At 43.5% G+C, this 22,130-nt stretch carries 23 protein-coding genes and 2 tRNA genes; all 25 read left to right on the top strand.

What is annotated here, in order from left to right:
* Positions 1 to 18 precede the first annotated feature (18 nt).
* The 25 genes from veg (at position 19) to prkT (ending at position 22,083) form a co-directional block, all read left to right on the top strand.
* Positions 19 to 279, top strand: coding sequence for a biofilm formation stimulator Veg (veg, locus tag BFW96_RS20640; RefSeq protein WP_003218330.1), 261 nt, complete (start codon positions 19 to 21; stop codon positions 277 to 279).
* Positions 280 to 438: 159 nt separating this feature from the next.
* A complete protein-coding gene (locus tag BFW96_RS20635) occupies positions 439 to 624 on the top strand; it encodes a small, acid-soluble spore protein, alpha/beta type (protein WP_040081073.1) in 186 nt (61 codons plus the stop codon).
* Between the two features lie 146 nt (positions 625 to 770).
* Positions 771 to 1,640: a 4-(cytidine 5'-diphospho)-2-C-methyl-D-erythritol kinase gene (gene ispE / locus BFW96_RS20630; RefSeq protein ID WP_040081072.1), complete on the top strand. Its 870-nt coding sequence runs from the start codon at positions 771 to 773 to the stop codon at positions 1,638 to 1,640.
* A 55-nt stretch (positions 1,641 to 1,695) separates the two neighbouring features.
* On the top strand, positions 1,696 to 2,553 hold the full coding sequence (purR, locus tag BFW96_RS20625; RefSeq protein ID WP_014662485.1) for a pur operon repressor: 858 nt from the start codon (positions 1,696 to 1,698) through the stop codon (positions 2,551 to 2,553).
* Positions 2,550 to 2,927 carry a 2-iminobutanoate/2-iminopropanoate deaminase gene (ridA, locus tag BFW96_RS20620; protein WP_069840437.1) on the top strand — a complete coding sequence of 126 codons (378 nt, stop codon included), beginning with the start codon at positions 2,550 to 2,552 and terminating at the stop codon, positions 2,925 to 2,927. Before purR ends, ridA begins: the two co-directional genes overlap by 4 nt.
* A gap of 194 nt (positions 2,928 to 3,121) precedes the next feature.
* Positions 3,122 to 3,415, top strand: a complete 294-nt coding sequence (gene spoVG / locus BFW96_RS20615) for a septation regulator SpoVG (RefSeq protein ID WP_003218346.1) — start codon at positions 3,122 to 3,124, stop codon at positions 3,413 to 3,415.
* A gap of 192 nt (positions 3,416 to 3,607) precedes the next feature.
* Complete coding sequence (gene glmU, locus BFW96_RS20605) at positions 3,608 to 4,978, top strand: bifunctional UDP-N-acetylglucosamine diphosphorylase/glucosamine-1-phosphate N-acetyltransferase GlmU (RefSeq protein ID WP_069840435.1); 1,371 nt, start codon at positions 3,608 to 3,610, stop codon at positions 4,976 to 4,978.
* Between the two features lie 22 nt (positions 4,979 to 5,000).
* Entirely contained in the window at positions 5,001 to 5,954 is a 954-nt protein-coding gene (locus BFW96_RS20600) for a ribose-phosphate diphosphokinase (protein ID WP_003218353.1), read from the top strand.
* Between the two features lie 84 nt (positions 5,955 to 6,038).
* Entirely contained in the window at positions 6,039 to 6,656 is a 618-nt protein-coding gene (locus BFW96_RS20595; RefSeq protein WP_041521232.1) for a 50S ribosomal protein L25/general stress protein Ctc, read from the top strand.
* A 106-nt stretch (positions 6,657 to 6,762) separates the two neighbouring features.
* The gene (pth, locus tag BFW96_RS20590) at positions 6,763 to 7,329 is read left to right on the top strand and encodes an aminoacyl-tRNA hydrolase (protein WP_040081067.1); all 567 of its coding nucleotides are present in this window, start codon (positions 6,763 to 6,765) and stop codon (positions 7,327 to 7,329) included.
* A gap of 59 nt (positions 7,330 to 7,388) precedes the next feature.
* Positions 7,389 to 7,619 (top strand): anti-sigma-F factor Fin, encoded by a 231-nt coding sequence (gene fin / locus BFW96_RS20585; RefSeq protein ID WP_003243417.1) that lies wholly within the window; start codon positions 7,389 to 7,391, stop codon positions 7,617 to 7,619.
* A 69-nt stretch (positions 7,620 to 7,688) separates the two neighbouring features.
* Positions 7,689 to 11,222: a transcription-repair coupling factor gene (gene mfd, locus BFW96_RS20580; RefSeq protein WP_069840434.1), complete on the top strand. Its 3,534-nt coding sequence runs from the start codon at positions 7,689 to 7,691 to the stop codon at positions 11,220 to 11,222.
* A 133-nt stretch (positions 11,223 to 11,355) separates the two neighbouring features.
* Positions 11,356 to 11,892: a stage V sporulation protein T gene (gene spoVT / locus BFW96_RS20575; RefSeq protein WP_014662490.1), complete on the top strand. Its 537-nt coding sequence runs from the start codon at positions 11,356 to 11,358 to the stop codon at positions 11,890 to 11,892.
* Between the two features lie 182 nt (positions 11,893 to 12,074).
* Entirely contained in the window at positions 12,075 to 13,673 is a 1,599-nt protein-coding gene (locus BFW96_RS20570; RefSeq protein ID WP_069840433.1) for a putative polysaccharide biosynthesis protein, read from the top strand.
* Positions 13,663 to 15,132: a bifunctional methyltransferase/pyrophosphohydrolase YabN gene (gene yabN, locus BFW96_RS20565; protein WP_069840432.1), complete on the top strand. Its 1,470-nt coding sequence runs from the start codon at positions 13,663 to 13,665 to the stop codon at positions 15,130 to 15,132. The genes BFW96_RS20570 and yabN overlap by 11 nt, the downstream gene beginning before the upstream one ends.
* 2 nt (positions 15,133 to 15,134) lie before the next feature.
* Positions 15,135 to 15,395, top strand: a complete 261-nt coding sequence (locus BFW96_RS20560; protein ID WP_003226716.1) for an RNA-binding S4 domain-containing protein — start codon at positions 15,135 to 15,137, stop codon at positions 15,393 to 15,395.
* 78 nt (positions 15,396 to 15,473) lie between these two features.
* Positions 15,474 to 15,776: a sporulation protein YabP gene (yabP, locus tag BFW96_RS20555; RefSeq protein ID WP_003226714.1), complete on the top strand. Its 303-nt coding sequence runs from the start codon at positions 15,474 to 15,476 to the stop codon at positions 15,774 to 15,776.
* Positions 15,773 to 16,408: a spore cortex biosynthesis protein YabQ gene (gene yabQ / locus BFW96_RS20550; RefSeq protein WP_069840431.1), complete on the top strand. Its 636-nt coding sequence runs from the start codon at positions 15,773 to 15,775 to the stop codon at positions 16,406 to 16,408. Before yabP ends, yabQ begins: the two co-directional genes overlap by 4 nt.
* 17 nt (positions 16,409 to 16,425) lie before the next feature.
* On the top strand, positions 16,426 to 16,803 hold the full coding sequence (gene divIC / locus BFW96_RS20545) for a cell division protein DivIC (protein WP_040081060.1): 378 nt from the start codon (positions 16,426 to 16,428) through the stop codon (positions 16,801 to 16,803).
* Between the two features lie 80 nt (positions 16,804 to 16,883).
* Entirely contained in the window at positions 16,884 to 17,270 is a 387-nt protein-coding gene (locus tag BFW96_RS20540; RefSeq protein WP_003218379.1) for a S1 domain-containing RNA-binding protein, read from the top strand.
* Positions 17,271 to 17,438: 168 nt separating this feature from the next.
* Positions 17,439 to 17,515, top strand: a tRNA-Met gene (locus BFW96_RS20535).
* A 9-nt stretch (positions 17,516 to 17,524) separates the two neighbouring features.
* A tRNA-Glu gene (locus tag BFW96_RS20530) sits at positions 17,525 to 17,596 on the top strand.
* A 199-nt stretch (positions 17,597 to 17,795) separates the two neighbouring features.
* Complete coding sequence (spoIIE, locus tag BFW96_RS20525) at positions 17,796 to 20,279, top strand: stage II sporulation protein E (RefSeq protein WP_040081059.1); 2,484 nt, start codon at positions 17,796 to 17,798, stop codon at positions 20,277 to 20,279.
* Between the two features lie 84 nt (positions 20,280 to 20,363).
* Positions 20,364 to 21,101, top strand: a complete 738-nt coding sequence (locus tag BFW96_RS20520) for a vWA domain-containing protein (RefSeq protein WP_003243782.1) — start codon at positions 20,364 to 20,366, stop codon at positions 21,099 to 21,101.
* Positions 21,067 to 22,083 carry a serine/threonine protein kinase PrkT gene (gene prkT, locus BFW96_RS20515; protein WP_069840430.1) on the top strand — a complete coding sequence of 339 codons (1,017 nt, stop codon included), beginning with the start codon at positions 21,067 to 21,069 and terminating at the stop codon, positions 22,081 to 22,083. The genes BFW96_RS20520 and prkT overlap by 35 nt, the downstream gene beginning before the upstream one ends.
* Positions 22,084 to 22,130: the final 47 nt, after the last annotated feature.

Raw genomic sequence — 22,130 nt, 5'->3', positions numbered from 1 at the left:
TGTAGTGAGGTGGATGCAATGGCGAAGACGTTGTCCGATATTAAAAGATCGCTTGATGGGAATTTAGGTAAAAGGCTGACGTTAAAAGCAAACGGTGGCCGCCGAAAAACGATTGAGCGTTCGGGCATTTTAGCTGAGACGTACCCTTCTGTTTTTGTGATACAACTAGATCAAGACGAGAACTCGTTTGAAAGAGTTTCATACAGTTATGCTGATATTTTGACTGAGACTGTTGAGCTGACATTTAATGATGACGCAGCAAGCTCAGTGGCATTTTAACGGGCAGTGAACCTTTTGTTTACTGCTTTTTGTTTTGCCCTTTTTTGGTTTCCAGTAATTTTAACGAAAGTTCCATTTGATTTAACAAAAGATAAAACAGTCACATATTATCGTGACGTGCACGAATGGCTATCACTTCTAAAAAAGGGGTTGTTTCGTTTGGGCAGACGTCGTGGAGTTATGTCAGATGAGTTTAAATATGAGCTGGCTAAGGACCTTGGTTTTTATGACACAGTAAAAAATGGCGGTTGGGGCGAAATTCGGGCCCGCGATGCTGGTAATATGGTAAAGCGCGCCATTGAAATCGCTGAACAGCAAATGGCTCAGAATCATAATAACCGATAAGGATGTGACCCGGGGGACGTGCCGTTCCCCGGTTTTTTATATTGGATATAAATACATAATGGGCTGAATATGGATATGTTCATCCTGTACTTCAAATGTGATACAATGTTCATACTTATGTTTAGATGGAGAAGTAGGTGAAAGCTATGCGTATTTTAGAAAAAGCGCCAGCCAAGATTAATCTGTCACTTGACGTCACCCGAAAACGCCCGGATGGTTATCATGAAGTCGAAATGATCATGACGACAATTGATTTAGCTGATCGAATTGAATTGACGGAGCTGGCAGAGGATGAAGTGAGGGTTTCCTCCCACAACCGTTTTGTGCCTGATGACCAAAGAAACTTAGCTTATCAGGCCGCCAAGCTGATCAAGGACAGATACAACGTGAAAAAGGGAGTTTCCATCATGATTACGAAGGTAATTCCGGTGGCTGCCGGTCTTGCCGGCGGAAGCAGTGATGCGGCGGCGACGCTCAGAGGGCTGAACAGACTGTGGAATTTAAATCTTTCTGCGGAAACGCTTGCTGAGCTTGGAGCGGAAATTGGCTCCGACGTTTCATTTTGTGTCTATGGAGGAACTGCACTTGCAACAGGGCGCGGCGAGAAAATTAAACATATCAGCACGCCTCCGCACTGCTGGGTCATTTTAGCGAAGCCGACAATCGGTGTTTCGACTGCTGAAGTGTACAGAGCGCTGAAACTGGATGACATAGAACATCCTGATGTACAAGGCATGATCGAGGCGATAGAGGAAAAGAGTTTTCAGAAGATGTGCAGCCGTTTAGGCAATGTGCTCGAATCTGTTACGCTTGATCTGCATCCTGAAGTCGCGATGATCAAAAACCAGATGAAACGCTTTGGTGCAGATGCTGTGTTAATGAGCGGGAGCGGTCCGACAGTGTTTGGACTGGTTCAGTATGAGTCGAAGGTGCAGAGAATTTATAACGGGTTAAGAGGCTTCTGCGATCAAGTTTATGCGGTGAGAATGATCGGCGAACAGAACGCTCTTGATTAAATCCGTATGTTAAGTTATATTGATCTTAAAATATTCGGATTTTGGGGGTAAGTTCATGAAGTTTCGTCGCAGCGGCAGATTGGTGGACTTAACAAATTACTTGTTAACCCATCCGCACGAGTTAATACCGCTAACCTTTTTCTCTGAGCGGTATGAATCTGCAAAATCATCGATCAGTGAAGATTTAACAATTATTAAACAAACCTTTGAACAGCAGGGGATCGGTACTTTGCTTACTGTTCCCGGTGCTGCCGGAGGCGTTAAATATATTCCGAAAATGAAGCAGGCTGAAGCTGAAGAGTTTGTGCAGACTCTTGGACAGTCGCTGGCAAATCCTGAACGTATCCTTCCGGGCGGTTATGTATATTTAACGGATATCTTAGGAAAGCCATCTGTACTCTCCAAGGTAGGGAAGCTTTTTGCTTCCGTGTTTGCAGAGCGCGATATTGATGTTGTCATGACCGTTGCCACGAAAGGCATCCCTCTTGCGTACGCAGCTGCGAGCTATTTGAATGTGCCTGTTGTGATCGTTCGTAAAGACAATAAGGTAACAGAAGGCTCCACAGTCAGCATTAATTACGTTTCAGGCTCCTCAAACCGCATTCAAACAATGTCACTTGCGAAAAGAAGCATGAAAACGGGTTCAAACGTACTCATTATTGATGACTTTATGAAAGCAGGCGGCACAATAAATGGTATGATTAACCTGTTGGATGAGTTTAACGCAAATGTGGCGGGAATCGGCGTCTTAGTAGAGGCCGAAGGAGTAGATGAACGTCTTGTTGATGAATATATGTCACTTCTTACTCTTTCAACCATCAACATGAAAGAGAAGTCCATTGAAATTCAGAATGGCAATTTTCTGCGTTTTTTTAAAGACAATCTTTTGAAGAATGGAGAGACAGAATCATGACAAAAGCAGTCCACACAAAACATGCCCCAGCGGCAATTGGGCCTTATTCACAAGGGATTATCGTCAACAATATGTTTTACAGCTCAGGCCAAATTCCTTTGACTACTTCAGGCGAAATGGTGAACGGAGATATTAAGGAGCAGACTCATCAAGTATTCAGCAACTTAAAAGCGGTTCTGGAAGAAGCGGGTGCTTCTTTTGAAACAGTTGTAAAAGCAACTGTGTTTATCGCGGATATGGAACAGTTTGCGGAAGTAAACGAAGTGTACGGACAATATTTTGACACTCACAAACCGGCGAGATCTTGTGTGGAAGTCGCAAGACTCCCGAAGGATGCGCTAGTCGAAATTGAAGTTATTGCATTGGTAAAATAATAAGAAAAGTGATTCTGGGGGTGCCCGGGATCACTTTTTTATTTACCTTATGCCCGAAATAAAAGCGATATGACCTAATTGTGTAACTATATCCTATTTTTTCAAAAAATATTTTAAAAACGAGCAGGATTTCAGAGAAAATCGTGGAATTGATACACTAATGCTTTTATATAGGGAAAAGGTGGTGAACTACTGTGGAAGTTACTGACGTAAGATTACGCCGCGTGAATACCGATGGTCGCATGAGAGCGATTGCATCCATCACGCTGGATCACGAATTTGTTGTACATGATATTCGTGTGATTGATGGAAACAATGGTCTTTTCGTTGCGATGCCGAGTAAACGCACCCCTGATGGAGAGTTCCGCGATATTGCTCATCCTATTAATTCAAGCACGCGAGGAAAGATTCAAGATGCCGTGTTAAATGAGTATCATCGTCTGGGTGACACTGAAGCATTAGAATTCGAAGAAGCTGGAGCTTCTTAAAAAATAACCAAAAAGCAAGGACTGCTGAAAGGGCTGACATAAGCCTTTTGCCAGCGGTCCTTTTTTAATTCTGATTTTTCAAACGTATTTGCACTCAATAGAAAATTCTTGCACTTCATGAAGTCTCCTTGAAATCAGAAGATATTTAGGATATATTTTTCTATGGATAAAAGGGATATTGGAGGCCAATAAATGGATAAGCGGTTTGCAGTTGTTTTAGCGGCTGGACAAGGAACGAGAATGAAATCGAAGCTTTATAAAGTCCTTCATCCAGTTTGCGGTAAGCCTATGGTAGAGCACGTCGTGGACGAAGCCTTAAAATTATCTTTATCGAAGCTTGTCACGATTGTCGGACATGGTGCGGAAGAAGTGAAAAAGCAGCTTGGTGATAAAAGCGAGTATGCGCTTCAAGCAGAACAGCTTGGCACTGCTCATGCTGTAAAACAGGCACAGCCATTTCTTGCTGACGAAAAAGGCGTCACGATTGTCATTTGCGGAGATACGCCGCTTTTAACAGCAGAGACGATGGAACAGATGCTGAAAGAACATACACAAAGAGAAGCGAAAGCTACGATTTTAACTGCGGTTGCAGAAGATCCAACCGGATATGGCCGCATTATTCGCAGCCAAAACGGAGCGGTTCAAAAAATCGTTGAGCATAAGGACGCCTCTGAAGAAGAACGTCTTGTAACTGAGATCAATACCGGTACGTATTGTTTTGACAATGAAGCGCTATTCCGGGCTATTGATCAGGTGTCTAATGATAACGCCCAAGGCGAGTATTATTTGCCGGATGTCATAGAGATTCTTAAAAATGAAGGCGAAACTGTTGCCGCTTACCAGACTGGTAATTTCCAAGAAACGCTCGGAGTTAATGATAGAGTTGCTCTTTCTCAAGCAGAACAATTTATGAAAGAGCATATTAATAAACGGCATATGCAAAATGGCGTGACGTTGATTGACCCGATGAATACGTATATTTCTCCCGACGCTGTTATCGGAAGCGATACTGTGATTTATCCTGGAACTGTAATTAAAGGTGAGGTGCAAATCGGAGAAGATACGATAATTGGCCCTCATACGGAGATTATGAATAGTTCCATCGGCAGCCGTACGGTTATTAAACAATCGGTAGTCAATCACAGTAAAGTGGGGAATGATGTAAACATAGGACCTTTTGCTCACATCAGACCTGATTCTGTCATCGGGAATGAAGTGAAGATCGGCAACTTTGTTGAAATTAAAAAGACTCAATTCGGAGACCGAAGCAAGGCATCTCATCTAAGCTATGTCGGTGATGCTGAGGTAGGCACTGATGTAAACCTGGGCTGCGGTTCAATTACTGTCAATTATGATGGGAAGAATAAGTATTTGACAAAAATTGAAGATGGCGCGTTTATCGGCTGCAACTCCAACTTGGTTGCCCCTGTCACAGTCGGAGAAGGCGCTTATGTGGCGGCAGGTTCAACTGTTACGGAAGATGTACCTGGAAAAGCGCTTGCTATTGCCAGAGCGAGACAAGTTAATAAAGACGATTATGTGAAAAATATTCATAAAAAATAATCCTAAATTCGGAGGTTTATCCATGTCTAATCAATACGGAGATAAGAATTTAAAGATTTTTTCTTTGAATTCGAATCCAGAGCTTGCAAAAGAAATCGCAGATATAGTTGGAGTTCAATTAGGGAAATGTTCTGTCACAAGATTTAGTGACGGGGAAGTCCAAATTAATATCGAAGAAAGTATTCGCGGATGTGATTGTTACATCATCCAGTCTACAAGTGACCCCGTTAACGAGCATATTATGGAACTGCTGATTATGGTAGATGCGTTAAAACGCGCTTCTGCAAAAACGATTAACATTGTTATTCCTTATTACGGTTATGCGCGTCAAGACAGAAAAGCAAGATCCCGTGAGCCAATCACAGCTAAACTTTTCGCTAACCTGCTTGAAACAGCTGGTGCGACTCGTGTGATTGCACTCGACCTGCATGCGCCGCAAATTCAAGGATTCTTTGATATACCGATTGACCACTTAATGGGTGTTCCGATTTTAGGAGAATATTTTGAAGGAAAAAACCTTGAAGATATCGTCATTGTTTCACCAGACCACGGCGGTGTGACACGTGCCCGCAAACTGGCTGACCGACTAAAAGCGCCGATTGCGATTATCGATAAACGCCGTCCGCGTCCAAACGTGGCGGAAGTTATGAATATTGTAGGTAATATCGAAGGGAAGACTGCTATCCTCATCGATGACATTATTGATACTGCAGGTACGATTACACTTGCTGCTAATGCGCTCGTAGAAAACGGAGCGAAAGAAGTATATGCATGCTGTACACACCCTGTACTATCAGGCCCTGCGGTTGAACGAATTAATAATTCAACAATTAAAGAGCTCGTTGTGACAAACAGCATCAAGCTTCCTGAAGAAAAGAAAATTGAACGCTTTAAGCAGCTTTCAGTCGGACCGCTTCTGGCTGAGGCGATTATTCGCGTTCATGAGCAACAATCAGTCAGCTATCTGTTCAGCTAAACCGTTTTTTGAGGTTTAAATCCTAATCGTTATGGGTATTGTTTGTAATAGGACAATTAAAACGATAATAGGATGGTGCTGAATATGGCAACTTTAACGGCAAAAGAAAGAACGGACTTTACTCGTTCATCTCTTCGGAATATCCGTACTTCAGGACATGTTCCAGGTATCATATATGGGAAGGATACTGGCAACAAACCAGTGTCATTAGACAGTGTGGAGCTGATCAAAACGCTGAGGGACGAAGGCAAAAATGCAGTCATTACGCTTGAGGTCAGCGGAGAAAAACACTCTGTCATGGTGACAGACCTGCAAACGGACCCGCTGAAAAATGAAATCACTCATGCTGATTTTCAAGTAGTCAATATGAGTGAGGACATTGAAGTGGAAGTTCCGATTCATCTGACCGGAGAAGCCATTGGTGTGAAAAACGGAGGCGTATTGCAGCAGCCGCTATATGCACTTACTGTAAAGGCTAAGCCAAAAGCCATTCCGCAAACGATTGAGGCTGATATTTCTAATCTCGATGTAAATGAAGTACTGACGATCGCGGATTTGCCTGCTGGCGGTGACTACTCCTTTCATCATGAATCAGATGAGGTCGTGGCTTCTATCCTTCCTCCGCAGCAGCAGGAAGCAGCTGAGATCGATGAAGAGGAATCTGCAGATGCTCAGCCTGAAGGTGAAAACAAAGAACAATAATAGCTTAAGGCGTAACCCTCCCGCGGTTACGTCTTTTGTGCTAGAATGAGAAGAATTATAGCCCGTTTATGAAGACGGGAGTTTTGTGACTAAGGGAGGATTCGCCATGCTTGTGATTGCCGGTCTCGGAAACCCGGGGAAGAACTATGAAAATACACGGCATAATGTCGGATTTATGGTGATAGATCAGCTTGCAAAGGAATGGAATATAGAGCTGAATCAAAATAAATTTAACGGATTATACGGAACCGGATTTGTTTCCGGCAAAAAGGTTCTACTTGTTAAACCGCTTACATATATGAATTTATCAGGAGAATGTTTGCGGCCTTTAATGGATTACTATGATGTGGATAACGAAGATTTGACAGTCATTTACGACGATCTTGACCTTCCGACTGGCAAGATTCGGTTAAGAACGAAAGGAAGCGCCGGAGGGCACAACGGCATCAAATCACTGATCCAGCATCTTGGAACATCCGAGTTTGACCGTATCCGCATCGGAATCGGCCGGCCTGTAAACGGCATGAAGGTCGTTGATTATGTGTTAGGCTCCTTTACAAAGGAGGAGGCACCTGAGATCGGGGAAGCGGTTGATAAATCTGTGAAGGCTTGTGAGGCTTCTCTGAGTAAACCGTTTTTAGAAGTCATGAACGAATTTAACGCAAAGGTATAAAATGAAACAACAAAGTCCATACTACACCAAAATGACTTTTTCATCAGGAGGTCCCTTGTATGGCTTTGCATTATTATTGTCGTCATTGCGGAGTGAAAGTAGGCAGTCTCGAATCTTCAATGGTATCGACAGACTCACTTGGATTTCAGCACTTAACAAATGAGGAAAGAAACGATATGATTTCTTATAAAGAAAATGGAGATGTCCATGTTTTGACGATATGTGAAGACTGCCAAGAGGCGCTTGACCGAAATCCGCATTACCACGAATATCACACATTTATTCAATAAAAAGCTTTGGTGTAGACACTAGACCAAAGCGTTTTTCTGTTCTCACAGGAAACAGAGAGGAGGGGCCATATGGACAACATTCAAACCTTTATAAAAGAAAGCGATGACTTTAAATCCATCATCAACGGTTTACACGAGGGCCTGAAGGAACAACTGCTCGCGGGTCTGTCGGGTTCCGCGCGTTCTGTTTTTACTTCTGCCCTGGCTAATGAAACGAATAAGCCTATCTTTCTCATCACCCATAACTTATATCAAGCCCAGAAAGTAACAGATGATCTGACTTCACTTCTAGAGGATCGGTCTGTCCTTTTGTACCCCGTCAATGAACTCATTTCATCAGAAATCGCAGTGGCAAGCCCTGAATTGCGGGCGCAGCGATTAGATGTCATTAATAGATTAACGAATGGAGAAGCGCCGATTGTCGTTGCTCCTGTAGCTGCCATCAGAAGAATGCTGCCGCCTGTAGAGGTGTGGAAAAGCAGCCAGATGCTCATTCAAGTGGGTCATGATATCGAACCTGACCAGCTAGCGTCACGGCTGGTGGAGATCGGGTATGAACGGTCTGATATGGTATCTGCACCCGGAGAATTCAGTATTCGCGGAGGAATCATTGATATTTATCCGCTGACTTCAGAAAATCCGGTGAGAATTGAACTTTTTGACACTGAAGTCGATTCAATCCGCAGCTTTAACTCAGATGATCAGCGGTCAATTGAGACCCTTACTTCGATCAATATCGGTCCCGCGAAGGAATTAATTATCAGACCGGAAGAAAAAGCGCGGGCGATGGAGAAAATCGATAGCGGTCTTGCTGCGAGCTTGAAAAAATTAAAGGCTGACAAGCAAAAAGAAATACTTCATGCGAATATTTCTCACGATAAAGAACGCTTGTCTGAAGGCCAGACAGATCAGGAGCTCGTGAAGTATCTCTCATATTTCTATGAAAAGCCTGCTAGTTTACTAGATTATACACCTGAAAATACACTTCTGATTTTGGATGAAGTCAGCCGGATTCATGAGATGGAAGAACAGCTTCAAAAAGAAGAAGCGGAGTTTATAACAAATCTTCTTGAGGAAGGCAAGATTTTGCATGACATTCGTTTGTCATTCAGCTTCCAAAAAATAGTGGCTGAGCAAAAACGGCCTCTGCTGTACTATTCTTTATTTTTGCGGCATGTACAGCATACGAGTCCGCAAAATATCGTCAATGTGTCAGGCCGGCAAATGCAGAGTTTCCATGGGCAAATGAATGTGCTCGCGGGTGAAATGGAGCGTTTTAAAAAATCAAATTTCACTGTTGTGTTCTTAGGAGCAAACAAGGAACGTACACAGAAATTGTCATCTGTTCTGGCTGATTATGATATCGAGGCCGCCGTGACAGACAGCAAAAAAGCGCTTGTTCAGGGACAGGTCTATATCATGGAAGGCGAGCTCCAATCGGGATTTGAGCTGCCATTAATGAAGCTTGCCGTTATTACGGAAGAAGAACTGTTCAAAAACCGTGTGAAAAAGAAGCCGCGAAAACAGAAGCTTACCAATGCAGAGCGCATCAAGAGCTATTCTGAGCTTCAAATTGGTGATTATGTCGTTCATATTAATCACGGGATCGGAAAATACCTGGGAATTGAAACCCTTGAAATCAACGGAATTCATAAAGACTATTTAAATATTCATTATCAGGGAAGTGACAAACTTTACGTCCCTGTAGAACAAATTGATCAGGTGCAAAAATATGTCGGCTCCGAAGGAAAAGAGCCGAAGCTGTATAAATTAGGCGGAAGCGAATGGAAACGGGTTAAGAAAAAAGTAGAGACATCCGTTCAGGATATTGCTGATGACTTAATTAAGCTCTATGCCGAAAGAGAAGCGAGCAAGGGATACGCGTTTTCTCCTGACCATGAGATGCAGCGTGAATTCGAATCAGCTTTCCCTTATCAAGAGACTGAGGATCAGCTCCGTTCGATTCACGAAATCAAAAAAGACATGGAAAGAGAACGTCCGATGGACCGCTTGCTGTGCGGAGATGTGGGCTACGGTAAAACAGAGGTTGCCATACGTGCCGCTTTTAAGGCGATCGGCGACGGAAAGCAGGTAGCTCTGCTCGTCCCGACAACCATTTTGGCACAGCAGCACTATGAAACCATTAAAGAGCGCTTCCAGGACTATCCGATTAATATCGGCCTTCTCAGCAGGTTCAGAACAAGAAAAGAAGCAAACGAAACAATCAAAGGATTGAAAAACGGGACGGTTGATATCGTCATCGGGACGCATCGGCTGCTATCAAAAGATGTCGTGTATAAAGACTTAGGGCTCCTCATCATTGATGAAGAGCAGCGTTTCGGTGTAACCCATAAAGAAAAGATCAAGCAAATTAAAGCCAATGTTGATGTTTTAACGCTAACAGCAACGCCGATTCCGCGTACGCTGCATATGTCTATGCTTGGCGTAAGGGATCTTTCAGTCATCGAAACTCCGCCGGAAAACCGCTTCCCCGTACAGACGTATGTTGTGGAATACAATGGCGCTCTTGTCAGAGAGGCAATTGAACGTGAGCTTGCACGCGGGGGCCAGGTCTATTTCTTGTACAACCGGGTAGAGGACATCGAGCGGAAAGCGGATGAGATCTCAATGCTTGTCCCGGACGCAAAGGTGACGTACGCCCACGGAAAAATGACAGAAAATGAATTAGAAACCGTTATGCTGAGTTTCCTTGAAGGAGAATCAGACGTTCTCGTCAGTACAACCATTATTGAAACAGGTGTGGACATCCCGAACGTCAATACGCTGATCGTATTTGACGCCGACAAGATGGGGCTTTCTCAGCTTTACCAGCTGCGGGGGCGTGTCGGCCGTTCTAACCGTGTGGCATATGCGTACTTCACGTACCGTCGGGATAAAGTGCTGACAGAAGTAGCTGAAAAAAGGCTGCAGGCCATTAAAGAATTCACAGAGCTAGGTTCCGGTTTTAAAATCGCAATGCGTGACTTAACCATTCGCGGAGCCGGGAATCTTCTTGGCGCCCAGCAGCATGGCTTCATCGATTCGGTCGGATTTGACCTCTATTCCCAAATGTTGAAAGAGGCCATTGAAGAACGTAAAGGAGACACAGCGAAGACAGAGCAGTTTGAAACAGAAATTGATGTCGAGCTTGATGCGTATATTCCAGAAACATATATTCAAGACGGCAAACAGAAAATTGATATGTATAAACGCTTTAGGTCTGTGGCGACAATCGAAGAGAAGAATGAGCTTCAGGATGAAATGATCGACCGCTTTGGAAACTATCCAAAAGAAGTCGAATACTTGTTCACTGTTGCAGAAATGAAGGTTTATGCGAGACAGGAACGTGTCGAGCTGATTAAGCAGGATAAAGACGCTGTCAGATTGACGATCTCTGAAGAAGCAAGTGCTGAAATTGACGGACAGAAGCTGTTTGAGCTTGGCAATCAATATGGCAGACAAATCGGACTGGGAATGGAAGGGAAAAAACTCAAAATCTCCATACAGACGAAAGGCCGTAGTGCCGATGAGTGGCTCGACACCGTGCTGGGCATGCTGAAGGGCTTAAAAAATGTGAAAAAGCAAACCATTTCATCAACGTAAATTTTGTTACTCTCTGGTGTATATTACATTTGATGTGACGGATACTAATTTCAAGCGAGGCGGAAGGTACATAAAGTAACTGCTTTAGGTCTTTCCCACATATATACCATCAAATGAAAGAGAGGCACCAGAGATGAAAGCAACCGGTATCGTACGTCGTATTGATGACTTAGGTCGGGTCGTGATTCCTAAAGAAATTCGAAGAACTCTGAGAATCAGGGAAGGCGATCCGCTTGAGATTTTTGTGGATCGTGACGGAGAAGTGATTTTGAAAAAGTACTCTCCGATCAGTGAGCTTGGAGACTTTGCAAAAGAGTATGCAGACGCGCTTTACGACAGTCTCGGCCATTCAGTGCTGATTTGTGATCGTGATGTATATATTGCCGTGTCTGGCAGCTCCAAAAAAGATTACTTAAACAAGTCAATCAGCGAAATGCTGGAAAGAATAATGGATCAGCGCAGCTCTGTGCTTGAGAGTGATGCGAAATCAGTGCAGCTTGTGAATGGCATAGATGAGGACATGAATTCTTATACTGTCGGCCCAATAGTGGCGAATGGCGATCCGATAGGTGCTGTGGTGATTTTTTCAAAAGATCAATCAATGGGCGAAGTAGAGCATAAAGCCGTTGAAACAGCAGCTGGATTTTTGGCTCGTCAAATGGAACAGTAGGTCTTATTCCTTTTATCGAAAATAGGTATGAAAAGAACAGCTCTCCTTTGGGACGCTGTTCTTTTTCATGCGTGCCGAAATAGGATTCCAAGGGTTGGGATATGGTATAATAACCTCGTTTTTATTTGTGCCGCGGTAATACGTGAACCGTATTGCCCTTGACGTTGGGAAGGAGCTTTTGGATGGACGATTCAATAGGCGTTAAACGGCATTGGGTTTGGCAGGGGGCATTTGTTTTAATTCTGGCAGGCGTCATCACAAAAATTTTAAGCGCCGTTTACAGAGTCCCGTTTCAAAACATTGTCGGCGATGTTGGATTCTATATATATCAGCAGGTATATCCCTTTCTTGGTATTGCGGTTATGCTGTCAACATCAGGATTTCCGGTCATTATTTCGAAACTGATGAATGATTATAGCGAAAAAAATCATCACACTATATTAAAAATATCAGCGTGGTTTTTGTCTTTAATCGGTATGTTATTATTTCTTTGTTTATATTTGGGTGCTGTTCCCATCGCGCTCTTTATGGGGGATTCGCATCTCGCTGAGTTAATTCAAGTGACCGCGTATGCATTTCTGTTGTTCCCATTTGTCGCGTTGCTTAGAGGCGGTTTTCAAGGGCGGCACGAAATGCTCCCTTCGGCCCTATCACAGATGACAGAGCAGTTTCTGCGAGTTGCGGTGCTCTTAGGATTATCATTTTGGCTCGTCAAAAAAGGAGCCTCACTTTATACTGCGGGAGCGGCAGCAGCTTCCGGATCTCTTGCCGGAAGTTTCGTTGCATTGATAATACTCGGATTTTTTTGGTTCAAAATGAAAAGAGACAAGCAAACGGGTAGACAAAATGAAAGTGACATCACAACAAAAGAATTGACGAAAAAACTGCTGTTATATTCGGTTACAATTTGTGTAAGCAGTTTGCTGCTTTTGTTTATCCAGCTTGTTGATGCCTTGAATTTATATGCTTTGCTATCAGGTGGTGAGGCAAGCGAAGAAGCGAAACGCCTAAAGGGAATTTATGATCGGGGACAGCCCTTGCTGCAGCTCGGCTCAGTGTTTGCCATAAGCATTGCGACGTCACTCGTTCCGTATATTTCTATGGCTGTAAAAAACAAAGAGCTGAAGATCATGAAAGAAAAAATCACGTCATCTTTGAAACTGTGCCTTGTGCTCGGTACAGGCGCATCGGCTGGGTTAATTTGCATTCTTAAGCCGGTGAATATCATGCTGTTTCAAAATGGAGAAGGGACAGGTGCGTTACAAATATTTAGCAGCTCTATTTTGTTTGCATCTATGGCGGTAACGGCAGCAGCAGTCTTACAGGGCGCGGGGTACACAGTTTTTCCTGCGATAGCGGTAGGCATGGGTGTTGCAGTGAAATGGGTGTTAAACACCCTTTTGGTTCCGCGCTATGGGATTGAAGGTGCATCGCTTGCGACAGCGGCTTCCTTTGCGGCTGTCGCCGGCCTTAACTTGTATCAGCTTCGGCAAAAGGAATGGCTCGATAAGCTTAGAGGTGTTTTGATTCCGATTATTGGATCTGCTCTTTTGATGTCAGCTGTTTTGCTTGCGTATACGCGTCTCTGGACTTTCTTGCTTCCTGCAACAGGAAGAGGATCGGCTGTGATAGAGAGTCTTTCTGCTGTTGCTATTGGTGGCGCGGTGTTTATTTATTGTATGATGAGATTGGGAATATTTACAGATGAAGAGCTGAACAGTGTGCCATTCGGCAGCAAGTTAAGCAAATTCGTGAGAAGGAGAGAACAAAATGGCGGGTAAAATTACTGTCGTCGGACTTGGTGCCGGAGACATGGACCAATTGACAATTGGTATACACAAGCTGCTGACGAAGGCAGATACGCTGTATGTCAGAACCAAGGATCATCCTTTAATTGAGGAGCTTGAAAAAGAAACGAAGAACATCCGTTACTTTGACGATATATATGAGAAGCATGATCAGTTTGAGGCGGTATATGAAGAAATTGCTGACATCCTCTTTAAAGCGGCGCAGCGTGAGGACGTGGTTTATGCTGTACCGGGACACCCGTTTGTCGCAGAAAAAACAGTTCAGCTGCTGACGGAGCGGCAGGAAAAGGAAAATGTTCAAGTGAAAGTCGCAGGGGGACAAAGTTTCCTTGATGCCACATTCAATGCCTTGCAAATCGACCCGATTGAAGGTTTTCAATTTGTGGATGCCGGCACATTATCCGCGGATGAGCTAGAGCTCAGCCATCATTTGATTATATGTCAGGTTTACGACCAAATGACGGCCTCAGAAGTGAAGCTGACATTAATGGAGAAGCTGCCTGATGATTATGAGGTCGTGATCGTGACTGCAGCAGGCAGCCGTGACGAAGATATCAGGACAGTGCCATTATTTGAGCTGGACCGCAATGTCGCCTTGAATAACTTAACAAGTGTGTATATTCCGCCGATTAAAGAAGAGAAGCTGCTTTATCACGAATTCTCCACGTTCCGAAGCATCATCAGAGAGCTTCGCGGACCTAATGGATGTCCGTGGGATAAAAAGCAGACGCATCAGTCATTAAAGCAGTACATGATTGAAGAATGTTATGAGCTTCTCGAAGCAATTGACGAAGAAGACACAGACCATATGATCGAAGAGCTTGGCGACGTTTTGCTTCAGGTCTTGCTTCACGCGCAAATTGGTGAAGATGAAGGTTATTTCACAATTGATGATGTCATAAAAGGAATCAGTGAAAAAATGGTCCGAAGACATCCCCATGTGTTTAAAGATGTTAAGGTTCAGGATGAGAACGATGTATTGGCAAATTGGGAAGATATAAAAAAGGCCGAAAAAAACACATCTGAATCATCGTTATTAGACAGCGTACCGAAGACTCTTCCAGCTCTTTCGAAAGCAGCTAAATTGCAGAAAAAAGCAGCGAAGGTCGGTTTTGACTGGGAAGACGTCAGTGATATTTGGGAAAAGGTAAGTGAGGAAATGAAGGAATTTTATTCTGAGGTTTCTGAAGCTCCTCATGAACATAATCTTAAAGCCGAGTTTGGCGACATTTTGTTCGCGCTGGTGAATGTAGCCCGCTTCTACAAAATAGAGCCAGAGGAAGCGCTGACTATGACTAATGACAAATTCCGGAGACGGTTCTCATACATTGAAGAAACAGCGAAGGAAAAGGGAATCGAGCTGGCTGATATGTCTCTTGAGGACATGGACAAACTGTGGAACGAAGCAAAAGAAACTGAGAGGAGATCATAGATATGAGATTAGATAAATTTTTAAAAGTATCACGGCTGATCAAACGACGTACACTAGCGAAGGAAGTAGCTGACCAAGGACGAATCTCTATAAACGGAAACCAGGCGAAAGCAAGTTCTGACGTAAAACCGGGAGATGAACTAACGGTCCGCTTCGGCCAAAAGCTTGTAACGGTTCAAGTTAATGAATTGAAAGACACAACGAAAAAAGAAGAAGCTGCAAACATGTATACGATTCTAAAAGAAGAAAAACTCGGCGAATAGGCTTGTTCTAAAAAAATCCCCCTCCTCATACAATGCAGTAATAGTGCTAAAAGTATCGAGGATATGGGGGCTGAATAGATGAATTCATATTATGATCAAAAAGGTTCTTCGTCTGTTCCGGAACAGCATGATGTGACAATGAAAGGCCGGAAGCATTTAGATATTTCTGGGGTTAAGCATGTGGAGAGCTTCGATAATGAAGAATTCCTGCTAGAAACGGTGATGGGAATGCTCTCCGTCAGAGGCCAAAACCTGCAGATGAAAAATCTAGATGTGGAAAAAGGGATTGTTTCTATTAAAGGCAGGGTATTTGATTTAGTGTACTTAGACGAACAACAAGGGGATAAAGCTAAAGGATTTTTTAGCAAGTTGTTTAAATGACGCTGACGACACAATTCTATACAATGCTGGCGATGGCCGGTATGGGTCTCTGGCTTGGTGCTTCGCTTGATACATACCGGCTCTTTGTCATTCGTGCTAAAACAGCCAGATGGCTATTATTTATTCATGATATTCTTTTCTGGATTGTGCAAGGGCTGCTTTTCTTTTATGTCTTGCTTCATGTAAATGAGGGAGAATTCAGGATTTACATCTTTTTAGCGGTTCTGCTGGGCATTGCGACGTATCAGAGCCTTTGCAAACGAATCTATATAAAAATACTGAAATTCGTCATTTACCTTGTTGTTTCTGTTTATCAATTCTTCAAAAAACTCATTCAGCACGTGTTATTTCGTCCTATTGTGTGGACATGCGGAGCGATCATCTGGATGGCGGCATTTTTATTCAAGAAAACATACCGCCTGATCGGTTTTCTCCTGCTGTGTCTTTATAAAATAGTCATGGTTCTGTGTTTTCCGATCCGTTTTATCGTGAAACAATGTTTGAAACTTCTTCCTGTGAGAATGCGTCTAACTTTTAGACGTTTATTTGAAAAAGGTGCAGGATTTCTTAAAAAGAAGAAGAAACTATTGATAACCATAAGAACGACCATCACAAGTTTTTTGAAGAGATGAAAGGAGGACCGTCTGGTTTGAATTTTTCCAGGGAACGAACGATAACTGAAATACAAAACGACTATAAAGAACAAGTGGAACGGCAGAATCAGCTGAAGAAAAGAAGACGCAAAGGGCTGTACAGACGGTTGACTGTATTCGGCGCCCTAGTATTCCTGACTGCAATTGTGCTGGCAAGCTCTGTATGGTCCCAAACATCTTCCCTTAGCGCAAAAGAAGAAAAGAAAGAACAGCTTGAAAAAGAACTGAAAAATTTAAAGACAAAACAAGCGGATTTAAAAGAAGAAATATCCAAATTGAAGGATGAGGATTACGTCACAGAGCTTGCCAGAAGGGACTTATTCATGTCTGGAGACGGAGAAATTATCTTCAATGTGGAGAAGAAGAGCAAGTAGCCTTGTTGACACTTAAATTTTTATTTAGGTATAATTAAGCAAACGATCTTTTTATAAGCCTAAGGAGGAGCACTTTTTTTATGTCGATTGAAGTTGGCAGCAAGTTGCAAGGGAAAATTACAGGTATTACAAATTTTGGAGCATTTGTTGAATTGCCTGGAGGCTCAACCGGTCTCGTTCACATTAGTGAGGTAGCTGATAATTATGTCAAAGACATTAACGACCACTTAAAAGTCGGCGACCAAGTTGAAGTGAAAGTCATCAACGTTGAAAAAGACGGGAAAATTGGTTTATCTATTAAAAAAGCTAAAGACCGTCCGCAAGCCAGACCTAGAAATGATTTCCGTCCGAAAGAATCTTTTGAACAGAAAATGAATAAGTTTTTAAAAGACAGCGAAGATCGCTTGTCATCTTTAAAACGCAATACGGAATCAAAACGTGGAGGGCGCGGAGCAAGAAGAGGATAACTTGCTGCTTTCTATAAAATAAATGAAGCATCCGTTCATCCCGACGGATGCTTTTTTATTATCCTCACCCTCTCCAAGAGTCAGAAAATTACAACATTAAAGTTTCTGTTGACGAAAGAGACAAACCTTTGTATTATATAACTTGTGCTTAGAAGCACAAAACAATATGGCGGTGTAGCTCAGCTGGCTAGAGCGTACGGTTCATACCCGTGAGGTCGGGGGTTCGATCCCCTCCGCCGCTACCATATTTGTTTGGCCCGTTGGTCAAGCGGTTAAGACACCGCCCTTTCACGGCGGTAACACGGGTTCGAATCCCGTACGGGTCATCCTAAAAAATCGGTTTCTCTTGCAGAAACCGATTTTTTTCATTTTTAGACAACATTCCAGAAATTCTTTTGATAAACGAATATCAAGGCAGAAACCGTCGAAGATTTCTTCGGTATTGTTACCTTCTTTTGACAAAATCCTATCTGTGCATTCGCTATAATGACAGGCAACGAATATAACAGGTGGGAGATGAGAGGAATGGAAAAAGCAGAAAGAAGAGTGAACGGGCCAATGGCGGGACAGGCTTTGGAAAAACTCCAATCGTTTTTTAACAGGGGAACGAAGCTGGTGACCCATCATTTGCATTCACTGTTTTTCTATAAAGGATTCATTTATGTCGTCATCGGATTTTTGCTTGGACGAGCTTTCATATTATCCGAGGTGCTTCCTTTCGCACTTCCTTTCTTTGGAGCGATGCTTCTCATCAGAAGAGACAAAGCGTTTTATGCGGTTTTGGCCGTGCTTGCAGGTGCGCTGACTATATCTCCGAAGCACTCATTGCTCATACTAGCGGCATTGCTGGCATTCTTCGTGTTTTCTAAAGTGGCCGCCTTCATTACCGACGATCGTGTAAAAGCACTCCCGATTGTCGTGTTCTTTTCCATGGCTGCAGCAAGAGCCGGGTTTGTTTATGCCCAAAATGGCGCATTTACAACCTATGATTATGTAATGGCTGTCGTTGAGGCTGGACTATCGTTTATCTTAACATTGATTTTCCTTCAGAGCCTTCCAGTTTTCACTGTGAAAAAAGTGAAACAATCATTAAAAATAGAGGAAATCATATGCTTTATGATCCTGATTGCTTCTGTGTTAACGGGACTGGCCGGCTTGTCCTACCAAGGGATGCAGGCAGAACATATATTGGCTCGCTATGTTGTATTGAGTTTTTCCTTTATTGGCGGAGCAAGCATTGGCTGTACGGTTGGCGTCGTGACCGGCCTGATTCTTGGCTTGGCGAATATCGGAAACCTCTATCAAATGAGTCTGCTTGCTTTTTCCGGTTTATTAGGCGGCTTGCTGAAGGAAGGGAAAAAAGCAGGTGCGGCGATCGGCCTGATCGTTGGGTCGCTTCTTATATCTTTATATGGTGAAGGCTCCGCCGGTCTGATGACAACGCTCTATGAGTCACTAATCGCAGTCGGCCTGTTTTTGCTCACACCTCAATCTATTACAAGGAAAGTGGCGAGATATATTCCGGGAACTGTGGAGCATCTTCAAGAGCAGCAGCAATACGCAAGAAAAATCCGAGATGTCACTGCTCAGAAGGTAGACCAGTTCTCCAATGTATTTCACGCGCTGTCTGAAAGCTTTGCAACCTTTTACCAAGCATCAGACGAACAGACAGATGACAGCGAAGTGGATCTGTTTTTAAGCAAAATCACGGAGCATTCCTGTCAGACGTGTTACAAGAAAAACAGGTGCTGGGTACAGAACTTTGATAAAACATATGACTTAATGAAACAAGTTATGCTTGAAACAGAAGAAAAAGAATATGCATCAAACCGAAGGCTGAAAAAAGAGTTTCATCAGCATTGTTCTAAATCAAAGCAGGTTGAAGAGCTGATTGAGGATGAGCTCGCACATCATCATGCCCATTTGACGCTCAAGAAAAAAGTCCAGGACAGCAGGCGTCTTGTTGCCGAACAGCTTTTAGGCGTTTCTGAGGTCATGGCCGACTTTTCTCGGGAAATAAAAAGAGAGCGAGAACAGCATTTTCTGCAGGAAGAGCAAATCATAGAGGCACTTCAGCATTTCGGAATTGAGATTCAGCATGTGGAGATCTATAGCCTTGAACAAGGAAATATCGATATTGAAATGACCATTCCGTTCAGCGGACATGGAGAAAGTGAAAAAATAATTGCCCCTATGCTTTCTGACATTCTGGAAGAACAAATTCTTGTGAAAGCCGAACAGCACTCTCCGCATCCGAATGGATACAGCCATGTCGCCTTTGGGTCAACAAAATCATACAGGGTGTCCACAGGGGCGGCTCACGCTGCGAAGGGCGGCGGCCTTGTCTCCGGCGACAGCTACAGCATGATGGAGCTTGGAGCCAGAAAATATGCTGCGGCAATCAGTGACGGAATGGGCAATGGCGCAAGAGCGCACTTTGAAAGCAATGAAACGATTAAGCTTCTTGAAAAAATCCTTGAATCAGGAATTGATGAAAAAATAGCGATTAAAACCATTAACAGTATATTGTCCCTAAGGACAACTGATGAGATATATTCCACGCTTGACCTGTCTATTATCGATCTTCAAGATGCCAGCTGTAAATTTCTGAAGGTTGGATCGACGCCTAGCTTTATCAAACGGGGTGACCAGGTCATGAAAGTTCAAGCGAGCAATCTGCCAATCGGTATTATTAATGAATTCGATGTGGAGGTTGTGAGTGAACAGCTAAAAGCGGGTGACCTCTTAATTATGATGAGTGATGGCATTTTTGAGGGGCCTAAGCATGTGGAAAATCACGACTTATGGATGAAGCGTAAAATGAAAGGATTAAAAACAAATGACCCGCAGGAGATTGCCGATTTGCTTATGGAAGAAGTCATCCGCACAAGGTCCGGCCAAATTGAGGACGATATGACTGTTGTTGTCGTCCGGATTGATCACAATACACCGAAGTGGGCATCCATTCCTGTTCCGGCAATCTTTCAAAACAAACAAGAAATTTCATAACGCTTTCGTATAAATCAAATTTCTTCTGGCGAAGATGGGAATATATGAATCTGAGAATCCTCGTATTCTCCAGGAGGAATGAATGTGAATAACGGACATTTAAATCAAATTTTGCTGATAACGGATGGCTGCTCGAACCATGGGGAAGACCCGCTTGCAATGGCTGCTTTTGCTAAAGAGCAGGGGATTACGGTAAACGTCATAGGTATAATGGAAGAAAATCAAATTGACCCTGAGGCTATGAAGGAAGTAGAAGGGATTGCACTTGCCGGAGGCGGCGTGCACCAGGTCGTTTATGCATCTCAGCTTTCACAAACCGTTCAAATGGTAACAAAAAAAGCGATGACGCAAACCCTGCAAGGTGTCGTCAATCAAGAACTGAAACAAATTCTCGGAAAGAATGTGGAAATGGAAGAGCTTTCTCCGGAAAAACGCGGCGAAGTCATGGAAGTGGTAGACGAGCTTGGAGAAACGGTGCATCTTCAGGTTTTGGTTCTTGTTGATACAAGTGCAAGCATGGCGCCAAAGCTTCCAACAGTAAAAGAGGCGCTGATTGATTTGTCTGTCAGCCTCAATTCCCGAATCGGGAATAACGAATTTGCGATGTGTATATTTCCCGGGAAAAAACAAGAGGTCGAGCTTGTGCTGAACTGGACACCGAAGCTACAATCTCTTTCCACCCTCTTTGCAAAGCTTTCGACAGGGGGCATCACGCCGACAGGTCCGGCGATTCGTGAAGCGACACTGCAATTTGAAAAAATACGCTCAAGAAGGGGCATGCTGGCAGATGATGAACGACGCTTTGACGAGTTTGGCATGTAGCCTAAAGCCTGGCACGACAATCAAAGGCAAGTGGAATGGAAACACTTATACATTGCGTAAACAGCTTGGTAAAGGGGCCAATGGAATTGTGTATTTGGCAGAAGCATCAGATGGACATGTTGCCTTAAAGGTGAGTGATGACAGCCTGTCTATTACTTCTGAAGTGAATGTCTTGAAATCTTTCTCAAAGGCCCAGTCCGTTACGATGGGGCCTTCTTTTTTTGATACGGATGATGCCTATATTCCCAGTGCCAATACGAAAGTTTCATTTTATGCAATGGAATACATAAAAGGGCCGCTGCTTTTGAAGTATGTCAGTGATAAAGGAGCAGAATGGATACCGGTATTAATGATTCAGCTATTATCCAGTTTATCGCTGCTTCACCAGCAAGGATGGATATTCGGCGATCTTAAACCTGATAATCTGATCGTAACTGGCCCTCCCGCAAGGATCCGCTGTATTGATGTGGGCGGCACGACAAAGGAAGGCCGGGCGATAAAAGAGTATACGGAGTTTTATGACAGAGGCTATTGGGGGTATGGAACAAGAAAGGCAGAGCCATCCTACGATTTGTTCGCGGTTGCTATGATTATGATCAACAGTGTGCACAAAAAAGAATTTAAGAAAACAAACCAGCCCCAAGAACAGCTTAGGTCGCTCATTGAAGGTAACCCGTTGCTGCATAAGTATAAAAAAGTGCTTCTTTCAGCCTTGAACGGAGAATATCAATCCGCAGATGAAATGAAGAAGGATATGCTCGACGCGGGGCAAAAAGCAGTACAAAGAAAACAACCTATAAAAACATCACCTCAGCCTGCCGCACGACAGAGGCAGCAAAAACCTCGTCAAGGAAAAGTAGCGAAGACCCGGTACACCCCAAAACAGAAACCGGCTAAGCCGGGGGGGCTATTTGAAACAACGCTCATCGTGATCAGTGTTTTAGCGCTTTATTTCGCCTACATTATCTTTTTCTTAATCTGAATGGCGCAAACTCCAGAGCCTATGCTTCTTCTTTGCTTGGAGGGATT

Source organism: Bacillus sp. F56 (assembly GCF_001748205.1).
GTDB lineage: Bacteria > Bacillota > Bacilli > Bacillales > Bacillaceae > Bacillus > Bacillus stercoris.
This window is presented reverse-complemented; position numbering and strand designations above follow the sequence as displayed.